Origin of the sequence: Marinovum sp. 2_MG-2023, from assembly GCF_030548265.1 — a bacterium.
GTDB lineage: Bacteria > Pseudomonadota > Alphaproteobacteria > Rhodobacterales > Rhodobacteraceae > Marinovum.
The window spans coordinates 28,216-40,412 of record NZ_JAUOSD010000015.1; the positions used below are offsets into that span (position 1 = coordinate 28,216).

General features: G+C 60.4%; 14 protein-coding genes and 1 tRNA gene. 7 read left to right on the top strand and 8 right to left on the bottom strand.

What is annotated here, in order from left to right; all coding sequences use genetic code 11:
* The first annotated feature begins 66 nt into the window (after positions 1–66).
* The 5 genes from Q4577_RS16195 (at position 67) to Q4577_RS16215 (ending at position 4,315) form a co-directional block, all read left to right on the top strand.
* The gene (locus Q4577_RS16195) at positions 67–1,443 is read left to right on the top strand and encodes an SPOR domain-containing protein (protein WP_303467598.1); all 1,377 of its coding nucleotides are present in this window, start codon (positions 67–69) and stop codon (positions 1,441–1,443) included.
* Positions 1,440–2,438 (top strand): glycoside hydrolase family 3 N-terminal domain-containing protein, encoded by a 999-nt coding sequence (locus tag Q4577_RS16200; protein ID WP_303467597.1) that lies wholly within the window; start codon positions 1,440–1,442, stop codon positions 2,436–2,438. Before Q4577_RS16195 ends, Q4577_RS16200 begins: the two co-directional genes overlap by 4 nt.
* A 5-nt stretch (positions 2,439–2,443) precedes the next feature.
* Positions 2,444–3,253 carry a ScpA family protein gene (locus Q4577_RS16205; protein ID WP_303467596.1) on the top strand — a complete coding sequence of 270 codons (810 nt, stop codon included), beginning with the start codon at positions 2,444–2,446 and terminating at the stop codon, positions 3,251–3,253.
* Complete coding sequence (gene scpB / locus Q4577_RS16210) at positions 3,254–3,916, top strand: SMC-Scp complex subunit ScpB (RefSeq protein WP_244686513.1); 663 nt, start codon at positions 3,254–3,256, stop codon at positions 3,914–3,916.
* A gap of 87 nt (positions 3,917–4,003) precedes the next feature.
* On the top strand, positions 4,004–4,315 hold the full coding sequence (locus Q4577_RS16215) for a hypothetical protein (RefSeq protein ID WP_303467595.1): 312 nt from the start codon (positions 4,004–4,006) through the stop codon (positions 4,313–4,315).
* A gap of 12 nt (positions 4,316–4,327) precedes the next feature.
* Here the strand turns inward: Q4577_RS16215 and Q4577_RS16220 are convergent, their stop codons facing one another.
* From Q4577_RS16220 to Q4577_RS16255, 8 genes are all read right to left on the bottom strand, one after another.
* A complete protein-coding gene (locus tag Q4577_RS16220) occupies positions 4,328–5,398 on the bottom strand; it encodes a 2'-deoxycytidine 5'-triphosphate deaminase (RefSeq protein ID WP_303467594.1) in 1,071 nt (356 codons plus the stop codon).
* Between the two features lie 69 nt (positions 5,399–5,467).
* Positions 5,468–5,544: transfer RNA gene (locus tag Q4577_RS16225), tRNA-Pro, on the bottom strand.
* A gap of 161 nt (positions 5,545–5,705) precedes the next feature.
* A complete protein-coding gene (locus tag Q4577_RS16230) occupies positions 5,706–7,136 on the bottom strand; it encodes a MerR family transcriptional regulator (RefSeq protein WP_303467592.1) in 1,431 nt (476 codons plus the stop codon).
* 14 nt (positions 7,137–7,150) lie between these two features.
* On the bottom strand, positions 7,151–7,453 hold the full coding sequence (gene ihfA, locus Q4577_RS16235) for an integration host factor subunit alpha (protein ID WP_303467590.1): 303 nt from the start codon (positions 7,451–7,453) through the stop codon (positions 7,151–7,153).
* Between the two features lie 102 nt (positions 7,454–7,555).
* The gene (locus tag Q4577_RS16240) at positions 7,556–8,527 is read right to left on the bottom strand and encodes a beta-ketoacyl-ACP synthase III (protein WP_244686521.1); all 972 of its coding nucleotides are present in this window, start codon (positions 8,525–8,527) and stop codon (positions 7,556–7,558) included.
* Positions 8,524–9,714, bottom strand: a complete 1,191-nt coding sequence (gene plsX, locus Q4577_RS16245) for a phosphate acyltransferase PlsX (protein WP_303467587.1) — start codon at positions 9,712–9,714, stop codon at positions 8,524–8,526. Before plsX ends, Q4577_RS16240 begins: the two co-directional genes overlap by 4 nt.
* A gap of 23 nt (positions 9,715–9,737) precedes the next feature.
* Positions 9,738–9,944 (bottom strand): 50S ribosomal protein L32, encoded by a 207-nt coding sequence (gene rpmF, locus Q4577_RS16250; protein ID WP_244686525.1) that lies wholly within the window; start codon positions 9,942–9,944, stop codon positions 9,738–9,740.
* A 167-nt stretch (positions 9,945–10,111) separates the two neighbouring features.
* Positions 10,112–10,681 carry a DUF177 domain-containing protein gene (locus Q4577_RS16255; RefSeq protein WP_303467583.1) on the bottom strand — a complete coding sequence of 190 codons (570 nt, stop codon included), beginning with the start codon at positions 10,679–10,681 and terminating at the stop codon, positions 10,112–10,114.
* Between the two features lie 87 nt (positions 10,682–10,768).
* On the opposite strand from Q4577_RS16255, the gene bamE reads away from it, so the two are divergent.
* Together bamE and Q4577_RS16265 are read left to right on the top strand one after the other, a co-directional pair.
* Entirely contained in the window at positions 10,769–11,227 is a 459-nt protein-coding gene (bamE, locus tag Q4577_RS16260; RefSeq protein ID WP_303467581.1) for an outer membrane protein assembly factor BamE, read from the top strand.
* A 194-nt stretch (positions 11,228–11,421) separates the two neighbouring features.
* Positions 11,422–12,153, top strand: coding sequence for a GNAT family N-acetyltransferase (locus Q4577_RS16265; RefSeq protein WP_303467580.1), 732 nt, complete (start codon positions 11,422–11,424; stop codon positions 12,151–12,153).
* Positions 12,154–12,197: the final 44 nt, after the last annotated feature.

A 12,197-nucleotide genomic window follows, 5' to 3' on the forward strand; every position in this document is an offset into this window, starting at 1 on the left:
TGCCGGGCATAGAGCAGACAAATGGCACACCCGGTGGCACGTATCACCGGGGGCAGAGAGGCGAAAATGGCAGATGTTCAATGGTCCGGCACTCCTGTGGGGTACGGCAGAGACGACACATATCATTCATCCAATCCGCAATCTGCGGGACCACAGGGGCAAACCCACCAGGCGCATTCTGGTCCGGAGCCGTTTGACCCGGGTCAATATGGTCGGGGCCAATACGATCAGCACGCCCTGAATCAGGGACATTATGGCCAGGACCAATCAGAGACTGGTCAGCCGGGTGCGCCTCAGGCCGATCTGGCCCAGTCCGGCAAGGGCATGGGCGGTTATGTCAATGTGGCGGGCGCGGTTGTGTCGCTGGCGCTTCTGGTTGGGGTCGGTGTCTGGGGCTATCAGCTTCTGGTGCGTGATGTGACCGGCGTGCCGGTTGTGCGTGCCTCGGATGGGCCATGGCGCGTCGCACCCGAAGATCCCGGCGGAAGCCGTGCCGATCATCAGGGGCTGGCCGTGAACGAAGTTGCCGGTCTTGGCACGGCCTCTGGTCCGGTGGAACAGGTCGCGCTGGCGCCCAATTCCGTCGGGCTTCAGGACGAAGATGTGGCCAGCTTGAAGCTCAATACGCTGTCGACCCGCGAGGGCGGCGCCGCAATGCCGACCATGGCCAGCAGCCGGGCGACCTTTGGTGCCTCGGACCAGGGTGTGACCCAGCGCAATTTTGTGCCGGGGTCGGTAACCCCAAGTGCCGTGACAACGGGGGGCGTGACGCAAACCTCGGTGACACCGCGCGGGGTCACCCCGCGGAATGTGCCCGTGGCGGTCAATCCCCTGCCTGCGCCGACCAATACTGCGGGCGGCATCATGACCAACCGGGTGGACACCAGCGGCCAGCGGCAACCGATTTCCAATGCCACCATTCAGGCGCTGGCGGATCAGATCGCAGCCGATGTAAAGCCCTTTGGCACCACGACGACGCCAACGACCCCCGCGCCGATGGTTGTGGCCTCGGTCAAGCCGATCGAAACCGCCGTTTCCACAATCGACGGCCCCGGTGTGCGCCGGTCCTTGCGTCCGCGCACGCGTCCGTCGCAATTGGTGAAAACCTCGCTGGCCTCGCCGGTGGCGGCGGCCCCGACTGCGCAAGCCGCAACAGCCACAACCGCCGAAATCAATGCCGCGACCCTTCCCGCAGGTACACGTTTGGTGCAATTGGGCGCCTATGACAGCGCCGCGATTGCGCAATCGGAATGGGGGCGGATTTCCGGCCGTTTCAACAGCTTTTTCGATGGCAAAAGCCGCGTGATCCAACGGGCGGAAAGCGGCGGGCGCACCTTCTATCGGCTGCGTGCGCATGGGTTTGATGATCTGGCGGATGCCCGTCGCTTCTGTGCCGCACTGGTGGCGGAACGGACCGATTGTATCCCGGTCATCACCAAATGACAGCCCGCGCCGCGATATTCGCCCCGCGCGGGACGAAACTGACCGGTGCGGAAAAAGCGTTTTTTCGTGAGGCCGATCCTTGGGGGTTTATCCTTTTTGCCCGCAATATCGGTTCGGCAGATCAAATCCGGGCTCTTTGTGCGGATTTGCGCGATACCTTGGGCCGCGATGCGCCGATCCTGATTGATCAGGAGGGCGGTCGCGTCCAACGCATTTTGCCGCCGCTTGCAACCCGCTGGAAACCGCCGCTGGACGATGTGATCCGGCTGGGGGACAAGGCCGATCGCGGCATGTATCTGCGCGCACGGATCATTGCCGCAGAATTGCGCAGTTTCGGCATTGATGTGAATTGCATCCCGACGCTTGATGTAGCGGATGAATTCACCCACCGTTTTCTGCGCAACCGCTGTTATGGCGAAACCCCGGATCAGGTCACAACAGTTGGGCGTGCGGTGGCCACGGGCCTGCTTGAGGGCGGGGTGCTGCCGGTGGTGAAACACATGCCGGGCCATGGTCGGGGCCGGGTGGACAGCCATCTGGAACTGCCGTTCACTCAGGCGCGGGTCGACGAATTGCGCAGCGTGGATTTCGTACCATTTTCGGCTTTGGCCGATCTGCCGCTGGGCATGACCGCCCATATGATATTCGAGGCCGTCGACCCCTATTTCCCCGCGACGCAATCCGGCGCGATGATCAACCTGATCCGCGAGGAACTGGGCTTTGCCGGGCTTCTGATGACCGACGATATTTCGATGCAGGCGCTCAGCGGCACGCCCGGTGAACGCGCCAGCGCGGCGATGGCGGCGGGCTGTGATGTGGTGTTGCATTGCAACGGCGATCTGACGGAAATGGCCCAGGTGGCAGAGGCGGCCGGCACATTGGGCGAGGGGGCCGCACTACGCGCCTCGGCGGCGCTTGCCCTGCGCGATGGGGCCAGCGAGGTTGACACCAAAGAGCTGCAAGCGGAGTTTGAGATGCTGTTGGCCGGACCGTAAGGCACATGAACGACACGATCCCCTTTGATAATGATCCTCCGCCCCAGGCGGAGCCGCAAAGCGTGGCTGACCGTCTTGCGGCGGAGGCATTGATCGTTGATGTCGATGGTTTCGAGGGGCCGCTGGATCTGTTGTTGACGCTGTCGCGCACGCAGAAAGTCGATTTGCGCAAGATCTCGGTGCTCGACCTGGCGCGGCAATACCTTGGATTTGTTGAAAAAGCCAAAGAACTTCGAATCGAATTGGCGGCAGATTATTTGGTGATGGCGGCCTGGCTCGCCTTTCTGAAATCCCGCCTTCTGCTGCCGCCCGATCCAACCGAAGACGGCCCCTCTGGCGAGGATCTGGCCGCGCATCTGGCGTTTCAGCTGGAGCGGCTTCAGGCGATGCGCAATGCGGCGGCCCAGTTGATGGCGCGCAACCGGTTGGGGCGCGATATCTTTGTCCGTGGTTTGCCGGAAACCGTGGAACGGGTGAAATCGGTCACCTATACCGCGACATTGTTGGACCTGATGCAGGGGTATGCCCGCATCCGCACCCGCGATGAATTCCGTCCCTTTGTGATGGACCGCGAATCCGTGTTCACCATGGAGCAGGCGCTGGAACGCATGCGCGGTTTGATCGGATTTGCCGGGGCGTGGACCGACATTTCGGTCTATCTGCCAGAAGGCTGGGACAACGATCCGGTGCGCCGACGCTCTGCCACGGCGGCGACCTTTGCGGCCTCTTTGCAATTGGTCAAAGAGGGCAAGGCCGAGCTGCGCCAACCGGGGACATTTGAGGCGATCGAACTGCGCCGGATCACGGAAGACTAGATGAACGACAACGCAGAACATATTGGCAAAGAGGAGAAAAGCCTCTTTGCGGCCCCGCCCATGGGCGAACAGGAACGTATGGTCGAAGCGGTGCTTTTTGCCAGCGCCGAACCGGTCACGGTGCGCGATCTTGAGGCCCGGATGCCACACGGATGTGACGCGGCAGAGGCGCTGGTGCACCTGCGCAAACGCTATGAAGGGCGCGGCGTGCGGGTGATGCGCGTTGGCGATGCCTGGGCGATGCGCACGGCGGCCGATCTGTCGTTTCTGATGCAGAAAGAGACCGTCGAAACCCGGAAATTGTCGCGCGCCGCCATCGAAACACTGGCAATCATCGCCTATCACCAACCGGTGACCCGCGCCGAGATTGAGGAAATTCGCGGTGTCGCGGTGTCGCGCGGCACGGTGGATCAATTGCTTGAGATGGAATGGATCCGCTTTGGCCGTCGCCGGATGACGCCGGGCCGACCGGTGACATTTGTGGTGACAGAGACCTTCCTGGATCATTTCGGGCTGGAAAACGCGCGCGATTTGCCGGGGCTCAAAGAGCTGCGTCAGGCCGGATTGCTGGAGAATCGACCGCTGCCTGGCACCCCGCAATTTGGCGATGGCGAAGACGAACCAGAAGCGGATGCAGGCCAAAGCGAGTTGTTCGAGGATTAACCTTCACGCGCCCGAACTGCATCGCTTTCCAAAAAATTCATGATTGGCCCTTATAATGCGCGTCAAAAAGCACAGGAGAGCAGGGCGATGAATTCCAACCAACTGATCAACATGGTGATGCGTCTGTTTTTGCGCAAAGCGGTGAGCAAAGGCATCGACGCCGGGATTGACCGGTTTTCCAAAGGCCGTGAGGGGCGAAAAGAGCCAGCAGAGAAGCCGGATCAACATCACGCGATGGATGCGCAAGACACCGAACATGCGGCGTCTTCACCCCAGTCGTCTGACGCGCCCCAGTCCAAGGAGGAGGTGCGCAAGGCCCGGCAAGAAAAACAGCAGATTCGCCAGGCGCGGCAGGCCAAACAGGCCATTCGTGCCGCCCGACGCGCATCGCGGATGTAGTGGTAATTCGCCCTAGCGGAAGTGTTTGGACAGCTTCAATCCCTGTCCCTGGTAGTTGGATTTCAGCCCGTCACCATAAAGCACATCTGGTCGGGTGCTCATCCGTTCATAGACCAAACGTCCGACGATCTGGCCGTGTTCCAGCACAAAGGGTGCCTCGTGACACCGGACCTCCAGCACGCCGCGCGCACCGGCCCCGCCAGCGGCGTCATGGCCGAAACCGGGATCAAAGAAGCCGGCGTAATGGACGCGAAATTCGCCAACCATGGCGATATAGGGGGCCATTTCAGCGGCGTAATCCGGCGGGATATGCACGGCTTCGCGACTGACAAGGATGTAGAACGCACCGGGGTCCAGAATCAATTGTCCGGCGTCGCTGTGCAATTCTTCCCAGAATTCGCTGGGCTCGTATTGCCCGATTTTGTCGAGGTCGATCACCCCGGTATGGGGCTTGGCGCGATAGCCGACCAAGGTTCCCGACGCGGGCTTCAGATCGACCGAAAACCCAAGCCCGGCATCAATCACCGCGGCACTGTCGACCAAGGGTGTGGCGTCATGCAGCGCGCGCAGCGCCACGTCATCAAGCACCGCCTGACCACGGCGAAAACGGATCTGGTTCAGCCGCATGCCCGGCCGCACCAATACGGAAAAGGAGCGCGGGCAAATCTCTGCGAACAGCGGCCCGTCGTACCCGTCGGGGATACGGTCGAATTCCGTGCCCTGATCGGTGATTGTACGGGTCAACAGATCGAGCCGCCCGGTCGAGCTTTTGGCATTGGCCACGGCCTGGACCCCGGCGGGCAGTGCCAGTGATTCCATCAAGGGCACCACATATACCGCGCCTTTTTCCAGCACGGCGCCTTGGCTCAGATCAATGCGATGCATTTCGAATTCGCTCAGCCGGTCCGCCACGCTGCGGCCCTTGCCGGTGAGAAAAGAAGCGCGCACGCGAAAGGCCACGGAGCCAAGCCGCAGATCAAGACTGGCGGGTTGAATCTGGGCATCAATGATTTCTGGCGTGCCTTGCAGGGCACCGCTGGAAATCAGATCGCGAATTTGCTGGCTGGCAAGAACACCGGTCATACTGGCCCTCCGGGGCAGGGTTTCAGGTGACGCGCCACACAGAGGTGGTCATCTTGGGGGAGGAGTAAATGGTCGGGCTAGCAGGACTCGAACCTGCGACCTTCCGTCCCCCAGACGGACGCGCTACCAGGCTGCGCCATAGCCCGACTGGAGTGTCTTCTTACCGGTTTTGGGCGGGGGGGCAAGAGCAAACTTTGACGAATTTCGCGACACAGTCGATTGCGGAAAATAAACTTTGGAAATTGCCCGTCGTTCCGCCCGTTTCCGGGCGGTTTCAGGTCAGATCTTGGCGAATTACTGTTTTGAATCAGCGCGCGGCCTGGCTCATCCGGCGGTGATGGGCACGCACCCGAATGATCAGGGTTTCCACCTGTTCCGCCGAGAGGCCCGAGTCGCGGGTCTTTGCATCGGTCAACAGGGTCAGAAGGCCGGGATCGGCATGAATGTCGTGATCCGACGGGTCGGGCGGCGTGACGATATTTGCCGGCTTTGGGCCATCCGTCGCGGTATCGGACGGGGTGGTATCGGACGGGGCGGTGTCGACAGATGCGATTTCGGGTTCGGGGGTGACCTCTGGCTCGATGTCATCACCGCCATGATCAGCGACGTCAGAGATGGGCTCTGGTTTCGCTGGCGGCGTAAGGGAGGGCAGCACGGGCAGCACGGGGCCGGAATCGGCTTGCTCGGTGGCCTCGGATGTGGGTTCGAAATCGGTCTCTAGGTCGGCCTCAAGGTCGGCTTCGGCCAAATCCTCAGGTTCGTCAGGCGGAGCTTCAGAAGTGTGAGTTTCGGCAGCGGGCAGAGCCTCTGCGGGGATCTCTGGCTCTGGAGCAGTGTCCTCTTCGGCCAGCCGTTCGGACAGCGGTTTCTGAACAAAGTCCGGCAAATCATCAGCGGCCACGTTTACAGTTTCAGGTTCGGATTCAGTTTCTGGGGCAACAGATTGATCCGGCTCTGAAATTTCGCTTTCCAAGGGGGCAGAGGCCGCCGAAAACGCGTCTGTTTGTGCGGTCTCTGGCTCCGGCTCAACCGCTTTCGGTTCATGATCAATTGGATCACTTTCAACCGACTCCTCGGTCGAAGACGCGTCTTCCTCTGCCACAAGCTGCGCCTCTGGCTCTGCAACCATATCCTCCAGCGGCAGATCATCGGTTTGCTCTGCCGTGACAGATGGGCCTGAGGGAGCGAAAAAATTGTCCTGGTCTTCGTCATCGGTGTCGTCGAACAAATCGGCGATCGTCGCGTCCTTGCGACCAGAGGGGGCTGTTTGTTTTGTCGTCTCGTCAGCCGGCTCCGGGGTCTCATCGACAGGCTGCACCGTTTCGACAGTGGGCGCGCCGTCAGAGCTGCGTTCGGCAAATTCCAGCACCTGACCGGTGGTCGGCTCTGGCGGGGGCATTGGTGATGCAAGCGTGGCGTCGACGGTGACCGGCGGCTCGATAATCTTTGAGAGATCCTCGTCCAGCGGCGGCGACATCGCGGCGACATGTTTGATGCCCTGTTCGCGCAGGATTTTCTGCACGCCCTTGATGGTCATGCCATCGTCGTGCAACAGTTTCTTGATACCACCAATCAGGGTCATGTCGGCAGGACGGTAATACCGCCGACCGCCGGCACGTTTTACCGGTTTGACCTGGCTGAATTTGCTTTCCCAAAACCGCAACACATGTGCGGGGGTGTTCAGCCAATCGGCAACTTCCGAAATGGTGCGAAATGCATCGGCGGATTTACTGGGCATCGCGCCGTGCCTACCTAGGACCGGTTGCCAGCCGCAACGCGATCTTTCATCAGATGCGAGGGACGAAAGGTCAAAACCCGGCGGGGTTCGATTGGAACTTCCTGACCGGTCTTGGGGTTGCGGCCCACACGCGCCGCTTTTTCGCGCACAGAGAAGGTGCCGAAAGAGGAAATCTTGACCTGTTCGCCGGCAACCAGGGAATCCGACATGACGGTCAGAACCCGTTCCACAAGCTCCGCAGATTCATTCCGCGAAAGACCGACTTCGCGGAACACCGCTTCGCTTAGGTCCATACGTGTCAGAGTCTTCTCGCCCATCCGTTCCATCTCCTGATTTTGAGACAGCTTAGGCAGGTCAGCAATTCCGAGTCAACTAAAAGGACATTAGCAATGGGCGTAAAGCGATTGAAAATCCGGCATTTACCAGCGCAGAACCACCGCGCCCCATGCCAAACCGCCGCCAATCGCCTCGGTCACGATCAGATCGCCGGGTTTGATCTGGCCCCGTTGCACACCCACCGACAGCGCGAGGGGAATCGATGCAGCCGAGGTATTGCCGTGGTCCTGGACGGTCACAACCACCTTGTCCATCGACAGGCCCATCTTCTTGGCCGTGCCTTGGATGATGCGGATATTGGCCTGATGGGGCACAATCCAGTCGACATCTTCGGCGGTAACACCGGCGCGGTCCATCGCGGTTGTTGCGGTTTGGGCCAGCTTTTCGATGGCGTGGCGGAACACCTCTTTGCCCTGCATGCGCAGATGGCCGGTGCTGTTGGTCGACACGCCGCCGTCCACATAAAGAATGTCTTTGTGGCGACCGTCGGAATTCAGATCTGTTGACAGGATTCCACGGTCGTCCGCGGTGCCCTGGCCCTCTTGCGCCTCAAGTATCAGCGCGCCGGCCCCGTCGCCGAACAGCACACAGGTGCCCCGGTCGGTCCAATCCATGATCCGGCTGAAGGTTTCCGCGCCAATCACCAACACGCGCCGTGCCTGACCCGACAGAACCAACGCATTGGCATTGGTCAGCGCATAGGCAAACCCGGCGCAGACCGCCTGAAGATCAAAGGCAAAGCCGCTGGTCATGCCAAGATTGGCCTGCACCATGGTGGCCGCCGATGGAAAGGTCAGATCGGCAGTAGAGGTCGCCAGAACAATGGCATCAATGTCATTGCCGGTCAGCCCGGCATTGGCCAGCGCCGCTTGCGCGGCCTTGGTTGCCAGATCGGATGTTGTTTCACCTTCGGCGGCGAAATGGCGACGTTCAATGCCAGAGCGCGACCGAATCCATTCATCAGAGGTGTCCAACGTCGCTTCAAACTCAGCGTTTTCGACAATCTTTTCCGGCAGGTAGTGACCCACGCCAATAACCACAGCGCGTCGTGTCATGTATCGCCTCCGGGGATCTTACGATTGCCCAATTTTGAATTTGTGTTGATGTCGGTTTCGGCCTTGTCAGACGGACCGTCGTTGGTCTTGGTGGCGTTTTTGTCCGCGACCAGGGCCGCCGCCGCGATGCGCGCGGCCACACGTTCGGAAAACCCGGTGCGCGCCAGTTGAAACGCCAGCTTGACCGCCGCGCTGACCGCCATCGCATCCGCAGAGCCATGCGATTTCACCACGGTGCCGTTCAGGCCCAGGAACACGCCGCCATTCACCCGTCGCGGATCAATCCGCTTTTGCAGACGTTTGAGCGAGGGCAGGGCAAGCAGCGCCGCCAAGCGCGACAATGGCGTGTATTTGAACGCCTCGCGCAGAAGTTCGCCAATCAGACTGGCGGTGCCTTCTCCGGTTTTCAGCGCGATATTGCCGGTAAAGCCGTCGGTGACAATCACATCTGCCCGACTGCCCGGAATATCACCGCCTTCGACGAAGCCGACAAATTCAAACCGGGCGTCATGGGCATGGGCGCGGATCAGATCATGCGCCTCTTTCAGCTCTTGCCGACCTTTGTGTTCTTCGGTGCCAACGTTCAAAAGGCCGACCCGTGGCGGATCGACCTCCAGCCCGTTGCGGGCATAAGAGGCGCCCATCAGGGCGTATTGCAGCAAATCATGCGCGTCGGCACGTACATCGGCGCCCACATCCAGCATCACGTTGAAGCCCTGCGGGTTCCGTGATGGCCAGAGCACGCCAATCGCCGGACGGTTGACGCCCGGGATCTTACGCAGACGCACCATGGCCAACGCCATCAAGGCGCCGGTATTGCCACAGGATACTGCAACGGTGGCATCGCCTGCGCGCACGGCCTCTAGTGCCGACCACATTGACGTGCCTTGACCCCGGCGCATGACCTGGCTTGGCTTGTCGTGCATCGACACAACGCCCTGCGCATCACGAATCTCGCATCGACCGCGCAAATATTTGCGGCGCTCAACCAAAGGCCGCAACTGTTCCTCTGGCCCATGCAGGATGAAGGACAGTTCCGGGTTCTTCTTTGCAGAGCGCTCGATACCCGCGACGACAGGGCCGGGACCACTGTCCCCGCCCATCGCATCGATCGACAACACAATTGTGTTGTCAGAGCCCGTTTGGGCCCCGGTCGCTGCCGCTGTCTGATTGTGGGGCGCGGTCATGACGGGACCTTGCTTGCGAAAGCTCAGGCTGCGTCTTCGTCCAGCTCGATCTCGTCGGCGATCGCCACAACTTCGCGTTCTGCGTAGTGGCCGCAGGACGGGCAGACGTGGTGCGGGCGCTTCAGCTCTCCGCAGTTGTCGCATTCATTTGGATTTGCAGCGACCAGGGCATCGTGCGCACGACGGTTGTTGCGGCGCGATTTGGACACTTTATTCTGCTGAACAGCCATGGCTCAATCTCTAGTCTTGTCTATGGGGCGCAAAGGCGCGCCCGCGGTTTCGGGTGGTTCCGGGCAGATACGCGCACATGAGTGGTATATACAACCCCAAATCTCTCAGAGGGCGCGAAAATACGAATTTCATGCCCCGTTGCAAGCGATTCCTTTGAAAGGACAGGTTAGCTGTCTTCCTCTTGGGCGCCCAATTGTTTCTTCAGGGCGGCAAGACCGGCAAAGGGTTTGGTGTCTTCGTCGCGCATCGCCTGTTTGCCGGGTTCGGTGATATTGGTGTCCCCCAGGGGCGGGGCATCGGGCGCGCGGGGGTAATCCGGGATCGCCAGCGCCAGCGCCTCGATCATGGCATCCCAAAGGCTGATGGTGGTGCCAAGCTCCTCTGAGGTGACATCTTCGGGCATTTCGGTTTCTGCACCTGATTCTTCGACATCGTGCCAATTGGCAATGAAACGCCGTTCTACTTCGGTATCCAGTCGCGTTGTGACCGGGTCCAGCGTCTGAACGCAGGGTTGGATCACCGTTGCCCCCAATTTGGCATGCAGTACAAAATCCCTTTTGCCTGCGCCTTTGACCTCGCCGGAAAAGCGCAGTTTGCGCAGACTGCTGACCCCAAGCTCTGTGGCCAGGAGACGGCGCTCCGGCTCTGTGGGGGTGATTTCGAACCGATGAGCACGGTTCTGTGGCAAAGATGCGACGAGCAACGTATGCGGCGAATTTTCGTTGTGATGAGCCATAACCGGAAACGCATCCTTTCTTGAACCACGGGCCAACCTTCTGTAAGCGGGATAAAAGTCAGCCGAGAGCAAAGCAAGAGGGCAAGAATGACAGGCAAAATGAAAAGCAGGCGTATCTTCCTTGCTTTGACCTGTGCCGCAGCGCTTTCGGCATGTGTGGCACAATTCCGCAACCACGGCTATTTGCCGACCGATGACGAGCTCGCCAATGTGATTGTGGGCGTCGACAGCCGTGACAGCGTGGCCGAATCCATCGGCCTGCCGGGCACCAGCGGCGTTTTGAATGCGGGCAATTATTATTATATCGGCAGCCGGGTGCGGCACTATGGTGCGCGTGCGCCGCAAATCATCGAACGCCAGATCGTTGCGGTTGAATTTGATTCCGCCGGCGTGGTGAGCAATATTTCGCGGTACGGGCTGGAAGATGGCCGTGTCGTGACCCTGACGCGCCGGGTGACCAAATCCGGCGATGGCGATATCGGCTTTGTGCGCCAGCTGTTTGGCAATATCGGTGGGCTGAACCTGGGTCAGATCGGCGGCGGCTGACACAGCCCTGCGGTCAAATTGCGGTCCTGGATACCTTTGCGTGCGCGGCCGCGCCCCGAAATGGGGAGTGTTTTTCCTGTGCAACACGTGACGTTACGTTCTGTACCCGTTTGAGCCGGGGTCATGGCATCGTCACACTTGTCTGACAGCAGTCGCGCCAACATAGTCAAGTGATCCGGCTGAGGGCGATTCCGATGAAGGTACTGAACAGACCGCGTTATCAATCGCGCATTGCCGCGAGCCCGGCTGATGTGGAATCGGCCCAGGCGCTGCGCCATTTGGCGTTCCACGGTGTGCCGGGGCTGGACGTGGATGATTATGACGCGATCTGTAGCCATATTCTGGTCGAGGATCAGCGCGATGGCCGGTTGGTCTGCTGTTTTCGCATCCTGCCGCTGACCGGCGGCTGTGACATCGCGAAATCCTATTCCGCACAATATTACGAATTATCCGCACTGGCAGAATATCAGGGCCGCATGGTCGAGATGGGCCGTTTCTGTGTCCACCCGGAGGTGCGCGATGCGGATGTGCTGCGTGTGGCCTGGGGCGCGATGACCGGCTATGTCGATGACAATGCGGTGGAATTGCTGTTTGGCTGCGCATCGTTTCAGGGCACCGAGGCGCGGGACTATTATGATGCCTTTGCCATGTTGAAGGAACGCCATCTGGGCCCGAAACGCTGGCTGCCCAAGGTCAAGGCGCCGAATGTGTTTCGGTTTGCCGCCCGTCTGCGGCGCAAGCCCGACATGAAGCTGGCGATGCGGCGGATGCCGCCGCTGCTGCGCACCTATCTGCTGATGGGGGGCTGGGTCAGTGATCATGCGGTGGTCGACCGGCAGATGAACACCCTGCATGTCTTCACCGGGGTCGAAATCGGGCTGATTCCACCGGCGCGCAAGAAATTGCTGCGGGCGGTGGCGCAATAGTTCAGGCTGCAGAGAGGGGGCCAGCCCCCTCAAACCCCCGGGAT